The organism is Acidovorax sp. DMC1, from assembly GCF_056314325.1.
Map to the genome: position 1 here is coordinate 48,295 of NZ_JBQUYO010000011.1, position 22,782 is coordinate 71,076.

At 63.8% G+C, this 22,782-nt stretch carries 23 protein-coding genes and 1 tRNA gene; 15 read left to right on the forward strand and 9 right to left on the reverse strand.

Features of this window, described 5'->3' with window-relative positions; all coding sequences use genetic code 11:
* Positions 1-55 precede the first annotated feature (55 nt).
* A complete protein-coding gene (gene serA, locus ACT531_RS19730) occupies positions 56-1,285 on the reverse strand; it encodes a phosphoglycerate dehydrogenase (RefSeq protein WP_476018523.1) in 1,230 nt (409 codons plus the stop codon).
* 300 nt (positions 1,286-1,585) lie between these two features.
* Here serA and ugpB point away from each other — a divergent pair, with 300 nt between their 5' ends.
* From ugpB to ugpQ, 6 genes are all read left to right on the forward strand, one after another.
* Entirely contained in the window at positions 1,586-2,899 is a 1,314-nt protein-coding gene (gene ugpB, locus ACT531_RS19735; protein ID WP_110959697.1) for a sn-glycerol-3-phosphate ABC transporter substrate-binding protein UgpB, read from the forward strand.
* A 120-nt stretch (positions 2,900-3,019) separates the two neighbouring features.
* Entirely contained in the window at positions 3,020-3,901 is an 882-nt protein-coding gene (gene ugpA, locus ACT531_RS19740) for a sn-glycerol-3-phosphate ABC transporter permease UgpA (RefSeq protein ID WP_015012736.1), read from the forward strand.
* 1 nt (position 3,902) lies between these two features.
* Positions 3,903-4,754 (forward strand): sn-glycerol-3-phosphate ABC transporter permease UgpE, encoded by an 852-nt coding sequence (gene ugpE / locus ACT531_RS19745; RefSeq protein ID WP_015012735.1) that lies wholly within the window; start codon positions 3,903-3,905, stop codon positions 4,752-4,754.
* A gap of 61 nt (positions 4,755-4,815) precedes the next feature.
* Entirely contained in the window at positions 4,816-5,826 is a 1,011-nt protein-coding gene (locus ACT531_RS19750; RefSeq protein WP_015012734.1) for a sn-glycerol-3-phosphate import ATP-binding protein UgpC, read from the forward strand.
* A 4-nt stretch (positions 5,827-5,830) separates the two neighbouring features.
* On the forward strand, positions 5,831-6,199 hold the full coding sequence (locus ACT531_RS19755) for a bleomycin resistance protein (protein WP_476018524.1): 369 nt from the start codon (positions 5,831-5,833) through the stop codon (positions 6,197-6,199).
* The gene (gene ugpQ / locus ACT531_RS19760; protein WP_476018525.1) at positions 6,196-6,957 is read left to right on the forward strand and encodes a glycerophosphodiester phosphodiesterase; all 762 of its coding nucleotides are present in this window, start codon (positions 6,196-6,198) and stop codon (positions 6,955-6,957) included. The genes ACT531_RS19755 and ugpQ overlap by 4 nt, the downstream gene beginning before the upstream one ends.
* A 113-nt stretch (positions 6,958-7,070) precedes the next feature.
* Here the strand turns inward: ugpQ and ACT531_RS19765 are convergent, their stop codons facing one another.
* A complete protein-coding gene (locus tag ACT531_RS19765) occupies positions 7,071-8,039 on the reverse strand; it encodes a Bug family tripartite tricarboxylate transporter substrate binding protein (protein WP_476018526.1) in 969 nt (322 codons plus the stop codon).
* A gap of 172 nt (positions 8,040-8,211) precedes the next feature.
* Positions 8,212-8,490 carry a hypothetical protein gene (locus ACT531_RS19770; RefSeq protein WP_476018527.1) on the reverse strand — a complete coding sequence of 93 codons (279 nt, stop codon included), beginning with the start codon at positions 8,488-8,490 and terminating at the stop codon, positions 8,212-8,214.
* A 72-nt stretch (positions 8,491-8,562) separates the two neighbouring features.
* On the opposite strand from ACT531_RS19770, the gene hemA reads away from it, so the two are divergent.
* The 6 genes from hemA (at position 8,563) to paeA (ending at position 15,071) form a co-directional block, all read left to right on the forward strand.
* On the forward strand, positions 8,563-9,882 hold the full coding sequence (hemA, locus tag ACT531_RS19775; protein WP_110959702.1) for a glutamyl-tRNA reductase: 1,320 nt from the start codon (positions 8,563-8,565) through the stop codon (positions 9,880-9,882).
* A 113-nt stretch (positions 9,883-9,995) separates the two neighbouring features.
* Entirely contained in the window at positions 9,996-11,084 is a 1,089-nt protein-coding gene (gene prfA, locus ACT531_RS19780; protein WP_476018528.1) for a peptide chain release factor 1, read from the forward strand.
* Positions 11,085-11,156: 72 nt separating this feature from the next.
* Positions 11,157-12,011 (forward strand): peptide chain release factor N(5)-glutamine methyltransferase, encoded by an 855-nt coding sequence (gene prmC / locus ACT531_RS19785; RefSeq protein WP_476018529.1) that lies wholly within the window; start codon positions 11,157-11,159, stop codon positions 12,009-12,011.
* A gap of 57 nt (positions 12,012-12,068) precedes the next feature.
* Entirely contained in the window at positions 12,069-12,392 is a 324-nt protein-coding gene (gene grxD / locus ACT531_RS19790; protein WP_015012726.1) for a Grx4 family monothiol glutaredoxin, read from the forward strand.
* 156 nt (positions 12,393-12,548) lie between these two features.
* Entirely contained in the window at positions 12,549-13,556 is a 1,008-nt protein-coding gene (locus ACT531_RS19795; protein ID WP_476018530.1) for an AAA family ATPase, read from the forward strand.
* A gap of 171 nt (positions 13,557-13,727) precedes the next feature.
* Positions 13,728-15,071, forward strand: a complete 1,344-nt coding sequence (gene paeA, locus ACT531_RS19800; protein WP_476018531.1) for a polyamine export protein PaeA — start codon at positions 13,728-13,730, stop codon at positions 15,069-15,071.
* Positions 15,072-15,107: 36 nt separating this feature from the next.
* Here the strand turns inward: paeA and ACT531_RS19805 are convergent, their stop codons facing one another.
* Together ACT531_RS19805 and ACT531_RS19810 are read right to left on the reverse strand one after the other, a co-directional pair.
* Positions 15,108-15,815, reverse strand: a complete 708-nt coding sequence (locus ACT531_RS19805; RefSeq protein ID WP_476018532.1) for a lytic transglycosylase domain-containing protein — start codon at positions 15,813-15,815, stop codon at positions 15,108-15,110.
* Positions 15,812-17,554, reverse strand: a complete 1,743-nt coding sequence (locus tag ACT531_RS19810; RefSeq protein ID WP_343736466.1) for a proline--tRNA ligase — start codon at positions 17,552-17,554, stop codon at positions 15,812-15,814. The genes ACT531_RS19805 and ACT531_RS19810 overlap by 4 nt, the downstream gene beginning before the upstream one ends.
* A gap of 93 nt (positions 17,555-17,647) precedes the next feature.
* Between ACT531_RS19810 and ACT531_RS19815 the strand changes: the two genes are divergently transcribed.
* The gene (locus ACT531_RS19815) at positions 17,648-18,325 is read left to right on the forward strand and encodes an RNA pyrophosphohydrolase (protein ID WP_015012721.1); all 678 of its coding nucleotides are present in this window, start codon (positions 17,648-17,650) and stop codon (positions 18,323-18,325) included.
* A gap of 116 nt (positions 18,326-18,441) precedes the next feature.
* Here ACT531_RS19815 and proB read toward each other — a convergent pair whose 3' ends face one another.
* The 4 genes from proB to rplU all read right to left on the reverse strand — a co-directional run bounded on the left by proB (position 18,442) and on the right by rplU (position 21,499).
* Complete coding sequence (proB, locus tag ACT531_RS19820) at positions 18,442-19,584, reverse strand: glutamate 5-kinase (RefSeq protein WP_476018533.1); 1,143 nt, start codon at positions 19,582-19,584, stop codon at positions 18,442-18,444.
* Between the two features lie 89 nt (positions 19,585-19,673).
* Entirely contained in the window at positions 19,674-20,744 is a 1,071-nt protein-coding gene (gene cgtA / locus ACT531_RS19825; protein ID WP_291445566.1) for an Obg family GTPase CgtA, read from the reverse strand.
* A 170-nt stretch (positions 20,745-20,914) separates the two neighbouring features.
* Positions 20,915-21,172 (reverse strand): 50S ribosomal protein L27, encoded by a 258-nt coding sequence (gene rpmA, locus ACT531_RS19830; protein ID WP_005794180.1) that lies wholly within the window; start codon positions 21,170-21,172, stop codon positions 20,915-20,917.
* A gap of 15 nt (positions 21,173-21,187) precedes the next feature.
* Positions 21,188-21,499: a 50S ribosomal protein L21 gene (rplU, locus tag ACT531_RS19835; protein WP_005794184.1), complete on the reverse strand. Its 312-nt coding sequence runs from the start codon at positions 21,497-21,499 to the stop codon at positions 21,188-21,190.
* A gap of 234 nt (positions 21,500-21,733) precedes the next feature.
* Between rplU and ACT531_RS19840 the strand changes: the two genes are divergently transcribed.
* Positions 21,734-22,663, forward strand: a complete 930-nt coding sequence (locus ACT531_RS19840) for a polyprenyl synthetase family protein (RefSeq protein WP_476018610.1) — start codon at positions 21,734-21,736, stop codon at positions 22,661-22,663.
* Positions 22,664-22,703: 40 nt separating this feature from the next.
* Positions 22,704-22,780: transfer RNA gene (locus tag ACT531_RS19845), tRNA-Pro, on the forward strand.
* The last annotated feature ends 2 nt before the right edge of the window (positions 22,781-22,782 follow it).

The following is a 22,782-nucleotide window of genomic DNA, read 5'->3' on the forward strand; positions in this document are numbered from 1 at the left end:
TACGGCTTGCCGGGCCAGGGCTGCCCGGCTGAGCCGAAGCAGCCCTGCCAGAGCCTCAGAACAGGACGCGGCTGCGCAGGGTGCCGCTCACCCGGGCCAGCTTGTCCAGCGCCAGGTCGGACGAGGCGGCGTCGATGTCGATCACCACATAGCCGATCTTCTCGTTGGTCTGCAGGTACTGGGCCGACACATTGATGGCGTTGTCCGAGAAGATGCGGTTGATCTCGGACAGCACGCCCGGCACGTTGCGGTGGATGTGCAGCAGGCGGTGCTTGCCGGGGTGGGCCGGCAGCGCCACCTCGGGGAAGTTGACCGACGAGGTGCTGGTGCCGTTGTCGCTGTACTTGACCAGCTTTTCGGCCACCTCCAGGCCAATGTTGGCCTGCGCCTCCATAGTGGAGCCGCCGATGTGCGGGGTCAGGATCACGTTGTCCAGCCCGCGCAGGGGCGACTGGAACTCGTCCTTGTTGGTGCGCGGCTCGACCGGGAACACGTCGATGGCGGCGCCCAGCAGCTTCTTGGCCTGGAGGGCCGCAGCCAGCGCCTCAATATCCACCACCGTGCCGCGCGCGGCGTTGATGAGGATGCCGCCGGGTTTCATGGCAGCGATCTCGGCGGCGCCGATCATGCCCTCGGTGGACGGCAGCTCGGGCACGTGCAGGCTCACGATGTCGCTCTGGCCCAGCAGGTCGTGCAGGTGTTGCACCTGCCGCGCATTGCCCAGGGGCAGCTTGTTGACCACATCAAAGAACGCCACGTGCATGCCCAGCGCCTCGGCCAGCACCGACAGCTGCGTGCCGATGGAGCCATAACCCACGATACCCAGGGTCTTGCCGCGGATCTCGTAGGCGTTGTCGGCGCTCTTGAGCCAGCCGCCCCGGTGCGCTACAGCGTTCTTCTCGGGCACCCCGCGCAGCAGCAGGATGGCCTCGGCCAGCACCAGCTCGGCCACAGAGCGGGTGTTGGAGTACGGCGCGTTGAACACCGCAATGCCCCGCTCGCGCGCGGCGTTCAAGTCCACCTGGTTGGTGCCAATACAAAAGCAGCCTACGGCCACCAGCTTGTGGGCCTGGGCCAACACCTCTTCCGTGAGCTGGGTGCGCGAACGGATGCCCACAAAGTGCACATCGGCGATCTTGCGCTTGAGTTCCTCGTCAGGCAACGCCCCGGACACCGTCTCGATCTGCGTATAGCCCGCCGCCCGGATCACATCCACTGCGGAGGAGTGGATGCCTTCGAGCAGCAGAAACTTGATCTTGTTCTTGTCGAGCGAATTGGTGGCCATGGCGATGAAGGAGAAGGGATGAAAGAAGGAAACGTCCGGCGCGCGGCGGCGCGAACGAACCGAGGGTGCCCACGCAGGTGAACAGTCACCAGCATGGTGCATTGCACAAAACCTTGCAAGCCTCGGCAAATGCGCCACACCTTGTCACAAAAAGGTCACAATCGCACCCCTTACGGGTAACCCAAGGGGTTTCCCCGGTTGATGCATGGCGCGAGGTCATGCGACAACGACATATCAATGTCACAAAGGCTGCATAGCATCCGGCCCTTGTGCTTTTCGTTATCCTCGGAGGAAATATTCATGAAAACGAAGCTTCTGGCGGTCTGTGCTGCTGTTGCCATGTCGGTCTGCGTGCCTGCACAAGCGCAGGCTCCCATTGAGATCCAATGGTGGCACTCGATGAGTGCAGCGCTGGGCGACTGGGTCAATGACCTGGCCAAGCAATACAACGCCAGCCAGACCCAGTACAAAGTGGTTCCCACGTACAAGGGCCAGTATGACGAATCGATGACCGGTGCCATCGCCGCCTTCCGCGCCGGCAATGCCCCCCACATCCTGCAGGTGTTCGAAGTGGGCACCGCCACCATGATGGCTAGCAAGGGCGCCATCGTGCCTGCGGCCAAGGTGCTGAACGACGCAGGCTTCAAGTTTGAGCCCACCGAATATGTGTCCGCAGTGGCCGGCTACTACACCGCCCCCAACGGCCAGATGCTGAGCTACCCGCTCAACAGCTCCACCACCATCTTCTATTACAACAAGGACGCCTTCAAGAAGGCCGGCCTGGACGCCGACAAGCCGCCCAAGACCTGGCCCGAAGTGTTCGCTGCCGCCTCCAAGCTCAAGGCCAGCGGCCACAGCTGCCCGTTCACCACCAGCTGGGTGAGCTGGACGCAGCTGGAGAGCTTCTCGCTGTGGCACAACACTCTGTTCGCATCGAAGAACAACGGCTTTGATGGCAACGACGCCCAGCTGCAGATCAACACCCCCCTGCACGTTCGCCACTTCGAGAACCTGGCCAAGGCCTCCAAGGAAGGCAGCTTCGTCTACAAGGGCCGCAACAACACCGCCGATGCATCCTTCCCCTCCGGAGAATGCGCCATGATCACCGGCTCGTCGGGCCTGTACGCCCGCGTGGCCAAGGAAGCCAAGTTTGCCTACGGCATCTCCACCCTGCCCTACTACCCTGATGTGAAGGGCGCTCCCCAGAACACCGCCATCGGTGGTGCCAGCCTGTGGGTGATGGCCGGCAAGAAGCCCGAGGAATACAAGGGCGTGGCCAGCTTCCTGAACTTCCTGAACGACACCAAGGTGCAGGCCGCCAGCCACCAGCGCACGGGCTACCTGCCTGTGACCATGGGCGCGTACAAGCTCACAGAGGCCTCCGGTTTCTATGACAAGAACCCCGGCACCGATGTGGCCGTGACGCAGATGATCCGCAAGGCCACCGACAAGTCGCGCGGCATCCGCCTGGGCAACTTCGTGCAGATCCGCACGATCATCGACGAGGAAACCGAACAGATCTGGTCGGGTAAGAAGTCGCCCAAGGAAGCCCTGGACACCGCTGTGACCCGTGGCAACGAACAACTGGCCCGCTTCGCACGCGCCAACAAGTAAGTACGGTCCACCATCTGTCGGTGTTACCCCGCCCCACAGCAGGGTGACACCGAAAGCCCGCCGCCCCGTCAACCAGCATGGTTCACGGGGCGGCGGGGTTTTCTTTTTGAGAGTTTCGTCATGGAAAAACGCGTACTTTTCCGCTCTGCATGGCTGCCCTGGGTGCTTCTGGCGCCGCAGCTGGTCATCATCAGCGTGTTCTTCTTCTGGCCCGCAGGCCAAGCCCTGGTGCAGTCGTTCCAGATGCAGGACAGCTTCGGCATGTCCACCGAATGGGTGGGGCTGGACAACTTCAAGGCCCTGTTCGAGGACCCTGGCTACCTGGCATCCTTCAAGACCACGGCCTTCTTCTCGATCCTGGTGGCAGTGGTGGGCATTGGCCTGTCGCTGATCCTCGCGATCTTTGCCGACCGCATCATCAAGGGCGCCATCGTCTACAAGACCGCCCTGCTGCTGCCCTACGCCGTGGCCCCTGCGGTGGCAGGGGTGCTGTGGATGTTCATGTTCTCGCCCTCCCTGGGTGTGGTGGCGTACATGCTGCGCCAGTCGGGCTTTGACTGGAACCACATGCTCAACTCCGACCATGCGATGACGCTGATCGTGATTGCTGCGGTGTGGAAGCAGATCTCCTACAACTTCCTGTTTTTCCTCGCAGGCCTGCAGTCCATCCCCAAGTCGCTGATCGAAGCTGCCGCCATCGACGGCGCCGGCCCCTGGCGCCGGTTCTGGAGCATCCAGTTCCCGCTGCTTTCGCCCACGACGTTCTTCCTGCTGGTGATCAACGTCGTGTATGCGTTCTTCGACACCTTTGCCATCGTGGACTCCACCACGCAAGGCGGCCCCGGGCGCGACACCTCCATCCTGGTCTACAAGGTCTACCACGACGGTTTCAAGGCCATGGACATGGGCGGCTCGGCCGCGCAGTCGGTGGTGCTGATGGCCATCGTCGTGGTGCTGACGGTCATCCAATTCCGCTACGTCGAGAAGAAAGTGCAGTACTGAAATGGTTGAACGCAGTCCCTACCTCACCGCGTTCTCGCACCTCATCATGGTGCTGGGCGTGATCATCGTCGGCTTCCCGCTGTACCTGGCCTTCGTGGCCTCCACGCACACGGCGCAGGACATCGTGCAGGTGCCCATGCCCATGGTGCCCGGCAGCAACTTCTGGCAGACCTACCACGATGCGCTGTTTGGCGGCGGCTCAGGCCCAGGCTCCAGCGCCCCCGTGGCCCGCATGATGTGGGTGAGTTTCATCACCGCCATCGTCATCACCCTGGGCAAGATCGCCATCTCGCTGCTGTCGGCGTTTGCCATCGTGTATTTCCGCTTTCCCTTCAAGGGCATCTGCTTCTGGCTGATCTTCATCACGCTGATGCTGCCGGTGGAAGTGCGCATCGGGCCCACTTACCAGGTCGTGTCCAACCTGGGCATGCTCAACACCTACGCGGGCCTGACCGTGCCGCTGATCGCCTCGGCCACTGCCACCTTCCTGTTCCGGCAGTTCTTCCTGACGGTGCCCGATGAGCTGGTGGAGGCCGCACGCGTGGACGGCGCCGGCCCCATGCGCTTTTTCAAGGACATCCTGGTGCCGCTGTCGCGCACCTCGATTGCCGCGCTGTTCGTGATCCAGTTCATCTACGGCTGGAACCAGTACCTCTGGCCCTTGCTGGTGACCACCTCCGAGGACATGTACCCCGTGGTCATCGGCATCAAGCGCATGCTGGCCGGCGGCGATGCAGGCAACGAGTGGAACATCGTGATGGCCACGGCCCTGCTGGCCATGCTGCCGCCCGCCTTCGTGGTCGTGGTCATGCAGCGCTGGTTCGTCAAGGGCCTGGTGGATACCGAAAAATAAGACAAAACCCCTGCAAGCGCTTGTTCAATAAGCCCCTGTAGCTATCAAACTCATTGCACATATGGCATCCCTCTCTCTTCGCAACATCGTCAAGCGCTACGGCGTGGGCCCCAAGGCCAACCAGGTCATCCACGGCGTGAACGCCGAGATCAAGGACGGCGAGTTCGTCGTCATCGTCGGCCCCTCAGGCTGCGGTAAGTCCACCCTGCTGCGCATGGTGGCGGGCCTGGAAGAAATCTCCGGCGGCGAGCTGCGCATCGGCGACCGCGTGGTCAACGACCTGGAGCCCGCACAGCGCGACATCGCCATGGTGTTCCAGAACTACGCGCTGTACCCGCACATGACGAACTACGAGAACATGGCCTACGGCCTGAAGATCGCCAAGGTGCCCAAGGAAGAAATCCAGCGCCGCGTGGACAAGGCCGCCAAGATCCTCGAACTCTCGCACCTGCTGGAGCGCAAGCCGCGCGAACTGTCCGGCGGCCAGCGCCAGCGCGTGGCCATGGGCCGCGCCATCGTGCGCCAGCCGCAAGTCTTCTTGTTTGACGAGCCCTTGTCCAACCTGGACGCCAAGCTGCGCGCCCAGACGCGCCTCGAAATCCAGAAACTGCACCGCGAACTGGGCATCACCAGCCTGTTCGTGACGCACGACCAGGTCGAGGCCATGACGCTGGCCCAGCGCATGATCGTGATGAACGCAGGCAACATGGAGCAGTTCGGCACGCCCGAAGAGGTCTACCACACGCCCGCCTCCACCTTTGTGGCCAGCTTCATCGGCTCGCCCCCCATGAACCTGCTCAAGAACGCCCCGGGCGCCAAGCCGGGCACCATCCTGGGCATCCGCCCCGAGCATCTGGACGTGGGCAGCGAGGGCTGGGCGGTCACGGTCGAAACCGTGGAGCTGCTGGGCGCCGAGCGCCTGATCTACGGCCGCCTCAACGGCGAGCAGATCATCGTGCGCGTGGAAGAAGGCACCCATGCGCCGCAGCCCGACGCGGTGATCCATGTGCTGCCGCGCCCGGACCGCCTGCATGCGTTCGATGCCACCACGGGCAAACGCATCCCCGGCTGAGCCTGTGCAGCCGGGTGAAGCCGTCCGCGCCAGGCGAGGCATTCTGGCCACCGTGCCGGTGCTGGCCTCCCTGCACCTGGCAGAAACCCGGCAGTTCTACGTCGAACGGCTGGGCTTCACCGTGCTGCTGGAGATGGACAACTACCTGATCCTGCAGCGCGACGGCTGCGAACTGCACTTCTGGCACTGCACCGAGCGCCACATTGCAGAAAACACCTCGTGCTACGTGCGTGCAGACACCGGCTTGCTGCACGCGGATTTCACGGCACGGGGCCTGCAACTGGCGTCCCCTACCGTCCAGCCCTGGGGCATGAAGGAGATGTTTGTCATCGACCCCCACGGCAACCTGCTGAAATTTGGTGAACCCGCATGAGCGCACCCTCGTCCCCCCTCGCCCCCTGGCCCTACCCCCGCTGGATCGCCCACCGCGGCGCTGGCAAGCTGGCCCCTGAAAACACCTTGGCCGCGTTCCGGCTGGGCGCCCAGTACGGCTACCGCATGTTCGAGTGCGACGCCAAGCTGAGCAGCGACGGCGTGCCTTTTCTGATGCACGACGCCACGCTGGAGCGCACGACCAACGGCCACGGCACCGGCGGTGATCTGCCCTGGGCCCAGCTCGCCCAGCTGGACGCCGGCGGCTGGCACTCTCGCAGTCACGCGGGCGAGCCCCTGCCCACCCTGGAGAACCTGGCGCGCTACTGCATCGCCAACGGTTTTTTCCTGAACATCGAGATCAAGCCCACGCCGGGGCAGGAAGAAGTGACTGGCCGCGTGGTGGGTGAATACGCTGCGCGGCTATGGCAAGGCCAGGCTGTGCCGCCCTTGTTCTCGTCGTTCAAGCCCGAGGCACTGGCCGGTGCCATGGCCACCGCCCCCCATATACCCCGCGCGCTGCTCATCGACGCGCTCTGGGACGGGTGTTTGGACAAGGCCCAGGCGCTTGGCTGCGTGGCCATCGTGTGCAACCACGCGCTGTGGGACCAGGCTCTGGTGACCCAAGTGCACGGCATGGGCATGCGTACGCTGAGCTACACGGTGAATGACGACTGGGCAGCGCAGCGCCTCATCGCGCTGGGCACGGACGGCATCATCACCGACCGGGTGGATTTTTTCTCGCCTGCCAAGCCTTAGGGCACCACTTCACCAAAACACCCCATCCCATTCCAGCGGCCACCGTGGGCCGGCCTCACCGGGCCACCGGTGGTGTCCCCCTTCAGGGGGAAGGCGCTTAGCGCCTCAGGGGGTCAATCCATCTTCGCGCCGGACTTCTTGACAGCATCCGCCCAGCGCGGCATCTCGGCGGCCAGGAACTTGGCAAAGTCGTCTGCGCCCAAAAACGCCGGATCGGCACCCTGGCTCACCATCCGGTTGCGCACGTCGGGCATCTGCAACACCTGGCCAAAGGCGTCACTGAGCTTGTTGACCACGTCCTTGGGCGTGCCTGCGGGCGCCAGAAAACCGTAGAAGCCCACCACCTCAAAGCCCTTGATGCCGCTCTCGATCACTGTGGGCACCTCGGGCAGCGCGGGGTTGCGCTCCTTGCTAGTCACGGCCAGGGCGCGCACCTTGCCTTGCTTGTGGTACGAAGCAGCCTGGGGAATGCTCTCGGCCATGAACTGCACCTGCCCGCCCATGAGGTCGGTGAACGCGGGGGCGCTGCCCCGGTAGGGGATGTGCACCATGAATAGGCCCGTGGCCGTCTTGAACATCTCGGGCACCAGGTGGCTGATGCCGCCATTGCCCGCCGAGCCAAAGTTGACCTGACCGGGCCGCGACTTGGCATAGGCCATGAACTCCTGCAGGTTCTTCGCGGGCACGCTGGGGTTGACCAGCAAGGCCAGCGGCTGCATGGCGGTGCGCGCCACGGGCACAAAGTCCTTCAGGGTGGCATAGGGCAGTCGGCTGTACAGCGCGGGGTTGATAACCATCACCCCCGTGTTGGCCAGCATGATCGTGTGGCCGTCCGGGGGCGCTCTCATGACCTCCTGCGCACCCACGGTGCCACCGGCACCGGCCTTGTAGTCCATTACCACGGGTTGGCCCAGCACGGTCTGCAGCTTGTCGGACAGCAGGCGCGCATGCTGGTCCAGCGGCCCGCCAGCGGGGAAGCCCACCACGATACGAACGGGCTTGGACGGAAACGCCTGCGCATGCGCGACGGCAGCCAAGGCCAGGCCTGCGGCCAGGGTGATGCAGGTACGCAGCAGCTTCATGGGGTTGTCTCCAGCTTGGGTTATGGGTGTGAGGGATGCTTGCCGCTTCCGCCGACGCGGACCATGGCAGCCGCTTGGGAAGATGCAAAGAGGCTATCAGACCCGAGGGCACGGCAGCCCTCCAGAGCACCTCTCGCAAACCCTCAAAAAATGCGACGGCTTGCTGAAAGCTTCAGGCCTTCCAGCCCCGCACCAGCACCCACTGGCAGGTGGCGCAGGCCACGACCAGCGCGGCATAGGTGAGCATCTTGCCGTCGCGCCCCCACAGCACCAGCCCTGCCGCGAGCACCGCCACCCCTACGGCAAACAGAATCGCCCCACGCAGCCACACCGACATCGCAGAGACGCTGCGCGAGCCCACCAGGCGGCCCGAAAGCACCAGCACGAGCGCCACGGCGGCAGCGGGTGCAACAAAGTTGAGGAGGTGGTTGGCGATGTCCAGCGGACCCATGGAATTGACCCAAATCAAGGCTTGAACAAGCAAGGCCGCCTGTTCGGGCCAACAATTTTATAATTGCAGCTTATGGCAGTCTGGGCCCTCGGCATCAACCACACCACCGCGCCGCTCGATCTGCGTGGCCGGTTTGCGTTTGCGCTCGACCAGATTGCGCCCACGTTGCAGGGTTTGCGCCAGTCGCTGGGCAGTAACACCCGGCACCCCGGCGTGGAAACCGCCATCATTTCCACCTGCAACCGCACCGAAATTTACTGCGCTGCCGAGGCGCCGGCCATGGACCACACGCTGGGCTGGCTGGCACAGAGCGGTGGCGTGAGCCCGGCCCTGCTGCGCTCGCACTCCTACACCCTCGAAGACAGCCTCGTCGCCCGCCATGCCTTCCGCGTGGCCAGCGGGCTCGATTCGATGGTGCTGGGCGAGGCCCAGATCCTGGGCCAGATGAAAGACGCCGTGCGCGCAGCCGAAACAGCCGGCGCACTGGGCACCACGCTCAACCAGCTGTTCCAGCGCAGCTTTGCGGTGGCCAAAGAGGTGCGCACCAGCACCGAGATTGGCGCGCACAGCATCAGCATGGCCGCCGCCGCCGTGCGCCTGGCCAGCCAGCTGTTTGAAGACCTCTCCAAGATCCGTGTGCTGTTTGTGGGCGCGGGCGAGATGATCGAGCTGTGCGCCACGCACTTCGCGGCCAAGAACCCCAAGGCCATCGCCATTGCCAACCGCACGCTGGAACGCGGCGAAAAGCTCGCCACCCGCTTTGGCGGTGAGGTGATGCGCCTGGCCGACCTGCCCGAGCGCCTGCACGAGTTCGACGCCGTCATCAGCTGCACCGCCAGCAGCCTGCCCATCATCGGCCTGGGCGCTGTGGAGCGCGCTTTGAAGAAGCGCCGCCACCGCCCCATCTTCATGGTGGACCTGGCCGTACCGCGCGACATCGAGCCCGAGGTGAAAGCCCTGGGCGACGTCTACCTGTACACCGTGGACGACCTGGCCACCGTGGTCCAGACCGCGCAGGCCAACCGTCAGGCCGCCGTGGCGCAGGCCGAGGCGATCATCGATGCGGGCGTGCAGAGCTTCATGCACTGGATGGAGCTGCGCAGCCCCGCCGCGGCCGAGGGTGGCGTGGTGCCGTTGATCCAGCAGCTCAACGCTCAGACGGACGAATGGCGTGCGCTGGAAATCGCCCGCGCCAAGAAGCTGCTGGCCAAGGGCGAGGACGTGGACGCCGTGCTCGAAGCCCTCTCGCGCGGCCTCACACAAAAGATGCTGCACGGCACCCTGGCCGAGCTGCGCGCGGGCGATGCCGAGATGCGCGCCCAGACGGCCCAGACCGTCTCGCGCCTGTTCCTGCGCTCGCAAAGCAAGACCCCCCACAACAACGGCCTGTAGCGGCGCTCTCCCGCTCCACAGCCGTTCCGATTTGAGTCAAATCGGCCCCAAGCGCATGATCTATCTGCGCTACCAGCTACCCAATCTGTAGCAAATCTTTTTCCCAGAATTCCATGAAACCCTTTCTCCGAAGCCAGCTGGAGCGCTACGCACAACGCCTGGGCGAACTCGACTTTCTGCTCTCGCGCGAAGACATCATGAGCGACATGGCGCAGTACCGGCGCATCTCCGTGGAGCATGCCGAGGTCACGCAGGTCGCAGGCCGCTACGCCCGCTACCAGCAGCGCGAGGCCGACCTCGCGGGTGCCCGCGAGATGCTGGCCGACCCCGACATGGCCGAGATGGCACAGGAAGAAATCACCAGCGCCGAGGCCGAGCTGGTGCAGCTGGAGGATGAACTCCAGCGCCTGCTGCTGCCCAAGGACCCCGACGACGCGCGCAATGCCTTCGTCGAAATCCGCGCGGGCACGGGCGGCGATGAATCCGCCCTGTTCGCCGCCGACCTGACCCGCATGTACACCCGCTACGCCGCCACCCAGGGCTGGAAGGTGGAGATCATGAGCGCCAACGAAAGCGAGCTGGGCGGCTACAAGGAACTCGTGCTGCGCGTGGAGGGCGACCACGTGTACGGCGCGCTCAAGTTCGAATCCGGCGGCCACCGCGTGCAGCGCGTGCCCGCCACTGAGACGCAGGGCCGCATCCACACCAGCGCCTGCACCGTGGCCGTGATGCCCGAGCCCGACGAGCACCAGGCCATTACGCTGAATCCGGCCGACCTGCGCATCGACACCTTCCGCGCCAGCGGCGCGGGCGGCCAGCACATCAACAAGACCGACTCGGCCGTACGCGTGGTGCACTTGCCCACCGGCATCGTGGCCGAGTGCCAGGACGGCCGCAGCCAGCACAGCAACAAGGCCAAGGCGCTGCAGGTGCTGCAGGCCCGCATCCAGGAGAAAGAGCGCAGCGAACGCGCCGCCAAAGAAGCCGCGCTGCGCAAGGGCCTGATCGGCAGCGGCGACCGCAGCGACCGCATCCGCACCTACAACTTCCCGCAGGGGCGCCTGACCGACCACCGCATCAACCTCACGCTGTACAAGCTGCTGGCCGTGATGGAAGGCGACCTGGGCGATGTGCTGCAGGCCCTGCAGCATGCCCGCGAGGCCGAGCAGCTGGAAGAGCTGGAGATGGGCGCCACCGGGTGAGCCAGGCCAGAATTTGAGAAAAATTGGCTGGTAGCGCTAGATTCATATGCCTGAACAGCTATCAAAACAATAGTGAACCACACCACCGCTCCCACCCTCGCCCAGGCTTTGGCGCAGGCCCACACCCTGGGCCTGGCGCGTATCGACGCGCAACTGCTGCTGCTGCACGCTGTGGGTCGCCCTGACGCAGGCCGCGCCTGGCTGCTGGCGCACGACTCCGACGCCATGGACGACACCGTGCACACCCAGTTCATCGCCCTGTGCCAGCGCCGTTTGGCGGGCGAGCCGGTGGCCTACCTCACCGGCCGCAAGGAGTTCTACGGCCTGCCGCTGCAGGTGGACGCGCGCGTGCTGGACCCGCGCCCCGACACCGAAACCCTGGTGGACTGGGCGCTGGAGGTGATCGCCCCGCTGGCATCGCCCCGGGTGGTGGACCTGGGCACCGGCAGCGGCGCCATCGCCCTGGCGCTGCAAAGCCAGCGCACCGACGCCCAGGTGCTCGCGGTAGATGCCAGTACCGATGCGCTGGCCGTGGCGCAGGCCAACGCCGAGCGGCTGGGCCTGCCCGTGCAGTTCCAGCCAGCGAACTGGCTGACGGGCGTGGAGGGCCCCTTCGATGCCATCGTCTCCAACCCGCCCTACATCCCCAGCGCCGACCCGCACCTGGCCGCGCTGACGCACGAGCCGCTGCAGGCCCTGGCCAGCGGCGCAGACGGCCTGGAAGACATCCGCACCATCGTGGCCCAGGCGCCCACCCACCTGCGCCCCGGCGGCTGGCTGCTGCTGGAGCATGGCTATGACCAGGCACAAGCCGTGCAGGCCCTGCTTGCCGCCCACGGCTTTGCCCAGGTGCAAAGCCGCAATGACCTCGCTGGCATTGCGCGTTGCACGGGCGGGCAGTGGCCTGCGGCACAGACAGTGAAATAATCCACCCCATCGCGGGCTCTCAGCATTTCTCGCCCGCCCCATCCAAGGAGTTTTCCCATGAGCGACACCCAACAACGCATCGACGCCCTCGTCAAATCCAGCGACATCCTGCTGTTCATGAAGGGCAGCGCCAGCTTCCCCATGTGCGGTTTCTCCGGCCGCGCCATCCAGATCCTGAAAGCCTGCGGCGTGGACCCCAAGAGCGTGGTCACCGTCAACGTGCTGGAAGACGACGAAATCCGCCAGGGCATCAAGGAATACAGCAACTGGCCCACGATCCCCCAGCTGTACGTGAAGGGCGAGTTCATTGGCGGCTCGGACATCATGATGGAGATGTACGAATCGGGCGAACTCAAGCAGGTGCTGGGCACCGAGGGCTGATCGAGGCAGCCGTTGCGCCACCCGCCATCAGGCCGCCTTCGGGCGGCCTTTTTGTTTGCCCGCAACAGAGGCACCAATCAGGGGCTTTTCCGATGGAGCAGCGGGCATGTTGTGTGCTTGAATGATTGCGTGACGTAACCCTCACAGGAGCATGCAATGACCAGCCATAGCCTTGTTCCCCAGTCCCCCGCCCTGCGCCTGCCGGTGGCCCAGATGCGCAACGTGTTCCATCCGGGTGATGTGGAACGCAAGCTGGCCCGGTTGCAAGAGTCGGGCAACCAGCGCGAATACGAAACCCTGCGCACCGTGTACGAACGCATGCTGGAGCGTGGCCCGGAGCGTTTTCAGGTCAAGCCCTCTGGCGTGCCCGACATGGCCAGCCTGTACGAGCAGTTGCCCAACTTCACCGAGGTGCTGGACGACGTGAAGCGCCACGTGGCGCTGGCACAGGACAGCAGCGACGGCCTGGAAGTCACGCCCATGCTGCTGCTGGGCCCACCCGGCATCGGCAAGACCCACTTTGCACGCCACCTGGCCGAGCTGCTGGGCACGGGCATGAACCTGCTGCCGATGAGCTCTATGACCGCTGGCTGGTTGCTCTCGGGCTCGTCCGCACAATGGAAGGGCGCGCGGCCTGGCAAAGTGTTTGAAGCGCTTGTGGAGGGCGAATACGCCAATCCGGTCATCGTGGTGGACGAGATCGACAAAGCCAGCAGCGATGCGCAGTACGACCCGCTGGGCGCGCTGTACAGCCTGCTCGAATACGACACGGCGCAGAGCTTTACCGACGAGTTTGCCGAGGTGGCCATCGATGCGAGCCAGGTGATCTGGATCACCACGGCCAATGACACACGCGGCATTCCCGACCCCATCCTGAACCGCATGAACGTGTTCGAGGTGGAGGCGCCCACGCTGGATCAGGCCCGCACCATCGCCCGCAATCTGTACCAGGGCATCCGCGCGGGGCATGACTGGGGCCGCCTGATCGACCCCGAACCGCTGGACGACGTGCTCGACCACCTGGCCCAGATGCCCCCGCGCGAGATGCGGCGGGCGCTGATGACAGGCTTTGGCAACGCGCGGCTGGACCGCCGGTCTACCGTGGAGATCACCGACCTGCCCAAGGCCGCCACGGGGCGCAACCGCATAGGGTTTGTGCAGTAAGTAGCGCGTTCGTCGCCTGCTGGTGCTGCCTCCCACGCCACGCCAAGCAAAGGCCTGGCGCGGGGTTGCCACCACCCACCCAGGCAGCATCAGCAGGCCGGCGCACGAGGTGCGCAGATACACTTGGTGGCCCGTGGCACACACTCCGTGCACCGGCTCCAACCCCGTCCCATGACCCTGTCCCAAAGCCTCTTCGTGATCGGGCTGCTGATTGCAGCCAGCGCCTTTTTCTCCATGGCCGAGATTTCGCTCGCGGCCGCCCGCCGCCTGCGCCTGCGCCAGATGGCCGACGAAGGCGACGCGCGCGCGGACCGGGTGCTGCGCATGCAAGAGCAGCCGGGCGACTACTTCACGGTGGTGCAGGTGGGTCAAAACGCCGTGGCCATCCTAGGCGGTATCGTGGGCGAAGGGGCGCTGAGCCCGCACTTCAGCGAACTGTTTGCGCTGTGGATGTCGGGCCCCACGGCCGAGCGGGCGGGTTTCCTAGCGTCTTTCCTCATCATCACCTCGCTGTTCATCCTGTTTGCCGACCTGTTCCCCAAACGCCTGGGCATGGCCGAGCCCGAACGGCTGGTGGTGCGGCTCGCCCAGCCCATGGCCTGGTGCATGACGCTGCTGCGGCCGCTGGTATGGTTCTACAGCCGGGGGGCGGATGCGCTGTTCCGCCTGCTGGGCTTGTCGTCGCTGCGGGACGATCGCATCACCTCGGACGACATCCTGGCCATGATGGAGGCCGGCGCCCGCGCCGGGGTGCTGGCAGCGCGCGAGCAACAGGTCATCACCAACGTGTTTGAGCTGGACACGCGCACGGTGTCCAGCGCCATGTCGCCGCGCGACCGGGTGGCGTTCTTCCTGCGCGACGAGCCCGACTCGGTGATCCGCCTGCGCATTGCGGCCGAGCCGTTTTCGACCTATCCGGTGTGCGAGGGGGACATCGACCATGTGGTCGGCTATGTGGATGCCAAGGATTTGTTCCAGCGCGTGCTGAACAACCAGCCGATTTCGCTGGCCGACGACAGTCTGGTGCGCAAAGTGCTGATCGTGCCCGACCGGCTCACGTTGTCGGAAGTGCTGGAGCAGTTCCGCCAAGTGCACGAGGACTTTGCGGTCATCGTGAACGAATACAGCCTGGTGGTGGGCGTGGTCACGCTGAACGACGTGATGAGCACCGTGATGGGTGACCTGGTGGGCCCGGTGGATGAGGAGCAGATCGTGCGGCGGGATGAAAACTCCTGGCTCATCGACGGTGTGACGCCCATCGAGGATGTGCTGCACGCGCTGTCACTGGACGAGTTGCCGCACACCGGCGAATACGAAACCCTGGCGGGCTTTCTGATGGTGATGCTGCGCCGCGTGCCGCGCCGCACCGACAGCGTGAGCTGGGACGGCTACAAGTTTGAGGTGCTGGATGTGGACAGCTACCGCATCGACCAGGTCATGGTGTCCCGGCTAGGCGGGGCCTCTGGCGGCACTGCGGCGAACCCGTCAGCCCCCGCAGCAACCACCGCGCAGTGACCGGGGCCCGGCCGGTGTCATGCCCCGTCCACTAATTTAAGCGGCGGGCGACTGCGGCCGGTCGGCAAACAGCCACTTGCGCTGGGCCGCAAACACGGCATCCGGGTAGGGCGACCGGCCTCGGCTGCCGTTGTAGCGGCCCAGGGCCATGAACAGGTCGCCCTGCTCCCGGTCAATGTAGTGGCGCAGGATGACGCAGCCAAAACGCAGGTTGGTCTGCATGTGAAACAGCTTGCCCGGGTCGCCGTCGCCAATCACGCGCGTCCAGAACGGCATGACCTGCATGTAGCCCCGCGCTCCGACGCTGGACACCGCAAACTTGCGGAATCCGCTTTCCACCTGGATCAGCCCCAGGACCAGAGAGACATCCAGCCCGGCGCGCTTGGATTCGTACCAGACCGTCTGCAGGAAGTCGCGGCGTACCTCCAGGTCCGGCTTGCGCGGGCGGAGGCGATCGCTTTGCGTACCCAGCCACCGCAGGTAGTGCAGGCGCGCTTCGGTGGTGAAAAACTCCGGTTCGGGCGGCGCCTGGTTGGCAATGGCCGAGCTGAGTGCGGTACGCACCGAGTCCATCAGGGGCTCCTCCAGCTGCCCGCCGGCGTGCGCCACCTGCGGAGCACCCAGCCAGGCAGCGGGCGCTGCCAGCGACGCCAGCGATACCAGGCAGCCGCGGCGTGACACCCCCCCGGGGCCGCCAGCGGCAGCAGCCCACGGAGGGTTCAAGATGGCGCCGCTCTTGCTCATACGGCCATGCGGCCCTTCACGTGGGCCAGGATGTCGGCCACGGCCACCTTGGTGGCTGCGGCATCACGGCGGTGCTGGTACTCGACCACACCTTCCTTCAGGCTCTTGTCGCCGATGGTCACGCGGTGGGGCACGCCGATAAGCTCCCAGTCGGCAAACATGGCGCCGGGACGCTCGCCACGGTCGTCCAGGATCACGTCCACGCCTGCGGCCAGCAGGTCGGCATACAGCTGCTCGGCCGTAGCCTTGACGGCCTCGCTGCGGTCCATGCCCACGGGGCAGACCACCACCGTGAACGGTGCAATGGCGTCCGGCCAGATGATGCCGCGCTCGTCGTGGTTTTGTTCAATGGCGGCGGCGGGCAGGCGCGTCACGCCAATGCCGTAGCAACCCATTTCGAAGAATGCTGGCTTGCCATCGTCGCCCAGGAAGGTTGCGTTCATGCCCTTGCTGTACTTGGTGCCCAGGTAGAACACATGGCCCACTTCGATGCCGCGCTCGATCGCCAGCTCGCCCTTGCCGTCCGGGGAGCGGTCGCCCGCTACCACGTTGCGCAGGTCAGCCACCATGTCGGGCTCGGGCAGGTCGCGACCCCAGTTGACGCCGGTGATGTGAAAGTCCACTTCGTTGGCGCCGCAAATCCAGTCTGCCATCACAGCAACTTCGCGGTCCACCACGATCTTCAAAGGTTTCTTGAGGCCAATGGGGCCCAGGTACCCCGGCTTGCAGCCAAAGTGGTCCTCGATTTCGCCCAGCGTCGCGAAGCGGAAGCCCGCCAGTCCGGGCACCTTGCCGACCTTGATCTCGTTCATGTCATGGTCGCCGCGCAGCAGCAGCAGCCAGACCTGGGTCTTGACAATCTCACCGGCTTCGTTGGTTTCGTCTGTAGCCAGCACCAGCGACTTCACGGTGGTGTTGAGCGGAACACCCAGCAGTTCCGCCACATCGGCGCAGGTGCTCTTGCCCGGGGTCGCCGTCTTGGTCAGCGCCTGCGTGGCAGCGCCGCGTGGTCCGGCGGGGGCCAGCGCTTCGGCCTTTTCCATATTGGCGGCGTAGTCGCTCTGCGGACAGTAGACGATAGCGTCTTCACCGGTTGCAGCAATCACCTGGAATTCTTCCGACAGGTCACCACCGATGGCGCCGCTGTCAGCGGCCACGGCACGATAGGTCAGGCCGAAGCGGTCAAAGATCCGCCGGTAGGCCTGCGCCATCACCTGGTAGCTGGCCTTGGCGGCCGCCTGGTCGCGGTCAAAGCTGTAGGCATCCTTCATGATGAACTCACGGCCGCGCATGAGGCCAAAACGGGGACGGCGCTCGTCGCGGAACTTGGTCTGGATCTGGTAGAAGTTCTTCGGCAGCTGCTTGTAGCTCTTGAGCTCCTGGCGTGCAATGTCAGTGATCACTTCTTCGCTGGTGGGCTGCACCACAAAGTCGCGGCCATGGCGATCCTGGATGCGCAGCAACTCGGGACCCATTTTCTCAAAGCGGCCCGTTTCCTGCCAGAGCTCGGCGGGCTGCACCACCGGCATGGTCAGCTCCACGGCGCCCGCGCGGTTCATTTCCTCGCGCACGATGGCTTCCACCTTGCGGATCACGCGCAGGCCCAGCGGCATGTAGTTATAGATGCCAGCGCCCAGCTTCTTGATCAGCCCGGCCCGCGTCATGAGTTTGTGGCTGACCACTTCGGCATCCGCCGGAGCTTCCTTGAGGGTGGAAATGAAGAATTGGGAGGCTTTCATCGGGATTCGATTGCAGGCAGAACGGGGCCGTCCACTTGCTGCGCGCTAGGCGCCGTGCATAATGGACACAGTTTAAAAATTTGGGGTTTGATTATGCTTGACCGGGACGGCTTTCGGCCGAACGTCGGCATCATCCTGCTCAACCAGAAAAACCAGGTGTTTTGGGGCAAGCGTATACGCACCCACAGCTGGCAGTTCCCGCAGGGTGGCATTGACCGGGGCGAGACCCCCGAGCAGGCCATGTTCCGTGAGCTGCATGAGGAGGTGGGATTATTGCCCAACCACGTTCGCGTGGTGGCCCGCACCCGGGACTGGTTGCGCTATGAGGTGCCTGACCGGTACATCCGCCGCGATGCACGCGGCCACTACAAGGGCCAGAAGCAGATCTGGTACCTGTTGCAATTGATGGGGCACGACTGGGACTTGAACCTGCGCGCCACCAACCACCCGGAGTTTGACGCTTGGCGGTGGAACGACTATTGGGTTCCGCTGGATGTGGTGGTCGAGTTCAAACGTGGCGTTTACGAGATGGCGCTCACCGAACTGGCCCGGTATCTTCCGCGCCACGAACAGCGCAACCGTTATTTGCGCAGTGGCTTGCGCACCAGAGAGGGAGAACACACCGGCGCTGCGAACATGTTTCGCACAGGCTCCATGCTCGTCAACCCGGGAATGGAGCTCCCGCCAGGCGCCAGCTTCGACCCCGACCCGCAAAACAGCATGCCAGGAGAGCTCGACGGTATGCCATCGGTATCAGATACACCGCGCTGACCCAGGAGCGCTCCATGCAAAACGCCTGCAAATGCAGGCGTTTTGTTTTGGTGGGTGGATTGCCCTCAGCCCAGAACCGGCAAGAGCACGGGCTGTTCGATGCGCGCCGTCAGCCTCTAGGCACCCTGCGCCAGCACGAGATTGTCGCGGTGGACCATCTCCGGCTCCGCCATGTAACCGAGCAGTTTCTCAAACTCCGTTGACGGCTTGCGGCACAGCAGGCGCGCTTCGGCAGCCGCATAGTTGGCCAAGCCACGTGCAATCTCGGCTCCTGACCCGTCGCGCACGGCAATCACATCGCCACGCGAGAAGTCGCCCTCCACCGCCGTCATGCCGATGGGCAGCAAACTTTTGCCCTCGTCGCGCACCTTGGCGGCCGCACCCGCGTCCACCACCACGGAGCCGCGCAGCTGCAGATGGTCGGCCATCCACTGCTTGCGGGCCTGCTTTTTCTGCGTTTGGGCGACCAGGAGCGTGCCCAATGCCTCGCCATTCACGAGCCGAACCAGCACATCGAGCTCGCGTCCCCAGGCGATCACGGTCGATGCGCCGGAGCCCGCCGCACGCTTGGCCGCCAGGATCTTGGTGATCATGCCGCCCTTGCCGATGCTGGAGCCCGCGCCGCCCGCCATCGCTTCCAGCGCCAGATCACCTGCCTTCGCCTCGTGCACAAATTCTGCGGAGGGATCACGGCGCGGGTCAGCGGTGTACAGACCCTTCTGGTCGGTGAGGATGATCAGGGCGTCGGCCTCCACGAGGTTGGCCACCAGCGCACCCAGCGTGTCGTTGTCGCCAAACTTGATCTCGTCATTGACCACCGTGTCGTTTTCGTTGATCACCGGCACCACACCCAAACGCAGCAGCGTGAGCAAGGTAGAGCGTGCATTGAGATAACGCTCGCGGTCGGCCAGATCGGCATGGGTAAGCAGCACCTGCGCGCTGCCCATGCCCTGCTCGCGCAGCTTGGTCTCGTACATCTGCGCCAGACCCATCTGCCCCACTGCTGCAGCAGCCTGCAACTCGTGGACTTCCTGGGGTCGCGTGGTCCAGCCCAAGCGCTTCATGCCTTCTGCAATGGCGCCACTGGACACCATCACCACCTCGCGCGGGGCGCCCCCGTCACCGCGTACCAGAGCGGCCAGTTGGCGACTCCACTCGCCGATGGCAGTTTCATCCAATCCACGCCCTTCATTGGTCACAAGGCTGGAACCCACCTTCACCACGATGCGGCGGGCATCTCTCAATACGCTGGAAACCATTTTGATGTCTTTGATGCCGATAGCGCTACTGCTTCATGCCTAAGTAGCTATCAAAAATATAGCAATTCTGTGCTCTGGACCTCAAGGCGTCAAGCCGGCGCGTCACCAGCAAAACGAGGATCCACCTCGATAAGCTCGTTCTCTGTGCGCTGCTCGGACTGCACGTGGCGGAAGATGGCGTGGATCAGCGGCTCGCAGCCTTCACGGGTCAATGCGGAGATCTCGAACACCGGCCCCTTCCATTTGAAGCGTTTCACAAAGTCCTTCACACGCGCCTCGCGCTCCTCGGCGGGCACCATGTCCAGCTTGTTCAAAACCAGCCAGCGCGGCTTGTTGTAGAGCTGCTGGTCGTATTTCTTGAGCTCGTTCACGATAGCTTTGGCCTGGGCTACTGGGTCCACCGCCTCATCGAACGGCGCCACGTCAACGATATGCAGCAACAAGCGCGTGCGCTGCAGATGGCGCAGGAACTGGTGACCCAAACCGGCGCCTTCGGACGCACCCTCGATCAGACCGGGAATGTCGGCCACCACAAAACTCTGCTCAGGCCCCACCCGCACAACGCCCAGATTGGGATGCAATGTGGTGAACGGGTAGTCCGCAATCTTCGGCCGCGCGTTAGACACCGCAGTGATGAAGGTGGACTTGCCCGCGTTGGGCATGCCCAGCAGGCCCACATCGGCCAGCACCTTCAATTCCAGCTTCAGATTCTTTTTCTCTCCGGGCCAGCCGGGCGTTTTTTGGCGCGGAGCGCGGTTGATAGCGCTCTTGAAACGCAAGTTGCCAAAGCCGCCATCGCCGCCCTTGGCAATGGTGATGACCTCGCCCGGTGTCAGCAGCTCATATAGCACCTCACCCGTCTCGGCATCGCTGATGATGGTGCCAACCGGCATCTTGAGTGTGATGTCGGTACCTGCAGCACCGAACATGTCGGAGCCCATGCCATGCTCACCGCGTTTGGCCTCATGGCGGCGCGAGTAGCGATAGTCCACCAAGGTATTCAGATTGGGGTCAGCCACGGCGAACACATGCCCGCCGCGCCCCCCGTCACCACCATTGGGGCCGCCGAACTCCTTGTATTTTTCGTGCCGGAACGACACGCAGCCATTGCCACCATCACCAGCGGCAATGTCAATAAAGGCTTCATCGACGAACTTCATGGGGTATCCAGTTTACAAAAGGGTCCGCAGTATCCGCTGGCAATCCATTGTGGCGGAATGGCGACGCGTACTCCAGCCGCCACACACCAACAACACACTCGCAACGCGTACAGACCAAACAACAAAGCCCCGGCAAAGCGGGGCTTCGATGGGTGCCAGAGGGAAAATCCTCAGGCGGGAGTCACATTGACCGTGGACTTGGACAATGCACCCTTAGTGCCGAACGACACGTGGCCATCCACCAAGGCAAACAAGGTGTGATCCTTGCCCACACCGACATTGGTGCCGGGGTGAAAACGCGTGCCACGTTGGCGCACGATGATCGAGCCAGCGCTGATCAGTTCACCACCAAAGGCCTTGACACCCAGCATCTTTGGCTTGGAGTCACGCCCGTTTCGCGTAGAGCCGCCGCCTTTTTTCTGTGCCATGACTAGCTCCTTCGATTAAGCAGCAATCGCACCGATTTGCAGCTCAGTGAACTGCTGGCGATGGCCTTGGCGTTTTTGATAGTGCTTGCGACGGCGCATCTTGAAGATGTGCACTTTGTCGTGCTTGCCGTGGGCCACGACAGTGGCTTTCACGGTTGCGCCGGACACCAGGGGTGTACCAACCTTCAGCTCAGCGCCGTTGCCGACAGCCAGAACTTGGTCGATCACAATTTCCTGGCCTACGTCCGCAGCAATCTGTTCTACTTTAATTTTTTCGCCGGAAGCAACGCGATACTGCTTGCCGCCGGTTTTTATGACCGCGTACATGTTGACCTCTTAATTTGAGTTCTGCAGACGAATTTCCACAGAGCCCGCGAGTATAGCGCTTCTCCCGACGTTTGACCAGACCCCATCGCACCACTCGGCATGGGGGCGTCAAATGCCGATGGGCTTACGGTCGGCGCGGCGCGCCTTCCTATAATTCCGGCACTTTCTGTGACCATCATCTTGACTGACCATACCGCCCCCGCAGCTTCCCCCCTCGCGCTCGTTGCACAAGACATGCACGAGGTTGACAAGGTCATCGGTCAGCGACTGACATCCAGCGTCCCTCTGGTGGCCCAGATTTCGCAATACATCATCGCTGCGGGCGGCAAGCGCCTGCGCCCTGCCCTGTTACTGATGGTATGCGGAGCCTTAGGTTACCGCGGCGCCCATCGGCACAGCCTGGCTGCGGTGGTCGAACTGATTCACACAGCGACATTGCTGCATGACGATGTGGTGGACGCATCCACGCTGCGCCGTGGCCGCCCCACAGCGAACGAAACCTTCGGCAACCCTGCCAGTGTCCTCGTGGGCGACTTTCTGCACACCCGGTCATTCCAGATGATGGTTGAGGCCGGAAGCATGCGCATCATGGAAATTCTCTCCGAAGCCACGAACGTGATTGCTGAAGGTGAAGTGCTCCAGCTCATGAACATGCACGATGCCTCACTGGACGAGGCAGGCTATTTGCGTGTTATCCGCTCCAAAACGGCCAAACTGTTCGAAGCCAGCGCCCGGCTGGGCGCCATCCTTGCCAACAGCCCCCCCGACGTGGAAGAAGCATGTGCAACTTACGGGCAGGCACTGGGCACCGCTTTCCAGATCATTGACGATGTACTGGACTACGACGGCGACGCCGCAGAAATGGGCAAAAATCTCGGGGATGACTTGCGCGAAGGCAAATCCACACTCCCGCTGATCGCCGCCATGGAGCGGGGGACTTCTAGTCAAGCGGAAGTGGTTCGCGACGCCATCGAGCAAGGTTCGACCGAACAACTGGCGGAGATCGTGAACATTGTCCGCAAGACCGGCGCCTTGGACGTTACGCGCGCCGCAGCGTTCGCCGAAGCGCACCGCGCCATGGCCGCCGCCCGACGTTTACCAGCCAATGCCTACTCGGAGGGTTTGCTAGAATTGGCTTCACAGTTGCTGCAGCGGCGGAATTGAAAAAGGCATTCAATTCATTTGAAAACGCGATTGCAATATGCGGGGTGTAGCTTAGCCTGGTAGAGCGCTACGTTCGGGACGTAGAGGCCGGAGGTTCGAATCCTCTCACCCCGACCAAA

Excerpts from the sequence above, each read along its gene's own strand:
- ACT531_RS19805 (WP_476018532.1), bottom strand. The coding sequence starts at position 15,815 with ATGAGCAAGAGCGGCGCCATCTTGAACCCTCCGTGGGCTGCTGCCGCT.
- cgtA (WP_291445566.1), bottom strand. The coding sequence starts at position 20,744 with ATGAAGTTCGTCGATGAAGCCTTTATTGACATTGCCGCTGGTGATGGT.
- proB (WP_476018533.1), bottom strand. The coding sequence starts at position 19,584 with ATGGTTTCCAGCGTATTGAGAGATGCCCGCCGCATCGTGGTGAAGGTG.
- ugpE (WP_015012735.1), top strand. The coding sequence starts at position 3,903 with ATGGTTGAACGCAGTCCCTACCTCACCGCGTTCTCGCACCTCATCATG.
- ACT531_RS19795 (WP_476018530.1), top strand. The coding sequence starts at position 12,549 with ATGACCAGCCATAGCCTTGTTCCCCAGTCCCCCGCCCTGCGCCTGCCG.
- paeA (WP_476018531.1), top strand. The coding sequence starts at position 13,728 with ATGACCCTGTCCCAAAGCCTCTTCGTGATCGGGCTGCTGATTGCAGCC.
- serA (WP_476018523.1), bottom strand. The coding sequence starts at position 1,285 with ATGGCCACCAATTCGCTCGACAAGAACAAGATCAAGTTTCTGCTGCTC.
- ACT531_RS19770 (WP_476018527.1), bottom strand. The coding sequence starts at position 8,490 with ATGGGTCCGCTGGACATCGCCAACCACCTCCTCAACTTTGTTGCACCC.
- ACT531_RS19765 (WP_476018526.1), bottom strand. The coding sequence starts at position 8,039 with ATGAAGCTGCTGCGTACCTGCATCACCCTGGCCGCAGGCCTGGCCTTG.
- rplU (WP_005794184.1), bottom strand. The coding sequence starts at position 21,499 with ATGTACGCGGTCATAAAAACCGGCGGCAAGCAGTATCGCGTTGCTTCC.
- ACT531_RS19815 (WP_015012721.1), top strand. The coding sequence starts at position 17,648 with ATGCTTGACCGGGACGGCTTTCGGCCGAACGTCGGCATCATCCTGCTC.
- ACT531_RS19810 (WP_343736466.1), bottom strand. The coding sequence starts at position 17,554 with ATGAAAGCCTCCCAATTCTTCATTTCCACCCTCAAGGAAGCTCCGGCG.
- rpmA (WP_005794180.1), bottom strand. The coding sequence starts at position 21,172 with ATGGCACAGAAAAAAGGCGGCGGCTCTACGCGAAACGGGCGTGACTCC.
- grxD (WP_015012726.1), top strand. The coding sequence starts at position 12,069 with ATGAGCGACACCCAACAACGCATCGACGCCCTCGTCAAATCCAGCGAC.
- ugpB (WP_110959697.1), top strand. The coding sequence starts at position 1,586 with ATGAAAACGAAGCTTCTGGCGGTCTGTGCTGCTGTTGCCATGTCGGTC.
- prfA (WP_476018528.1), top strand. The coding sequence starts at position 9,996 with ATGAAACCCTTTCTCCGAAGCCAGCTGGAGCGCTACGCACAACGCCTG.
- ACT531_RS19750 (WP_015012734.1), top strand. The coding sequence starts at position 4,816 with ATGGCATCCCTCTCTCTTCGCAACATCGTCAAGCGCTACGGCGTGGGC.
- hemA (WP_110959702.1), top strand. The coding sequence starts at position 8,563 with ATGGCAGTCTGGGCCCTCGGCATCAACCACACCACCGCGCCGCTCGAT.
- ugpQ (WP_476018525.1), top strand. The coding sequence starts at position 6,196 with ATGAGCGCACCCTCGTCCCCCCTCGCCCCCTGGCCCTACCCCCGCTGG.
- ugpA (WP_015012736.1), top strand. The coding sequence starts at position 3,020 with ATGGAAAAACGCGTACTTTTCCGCTCTGCATGGCTGCCCTGGGTGCTT.
- ACT531_RS19840 (WP_476018610.1), top strand. The coding sequence starts at position 21,734 with ATGCACGAGGTTGACAAGGTCATCGGTCAGCGACTGACATCCAGCGTC.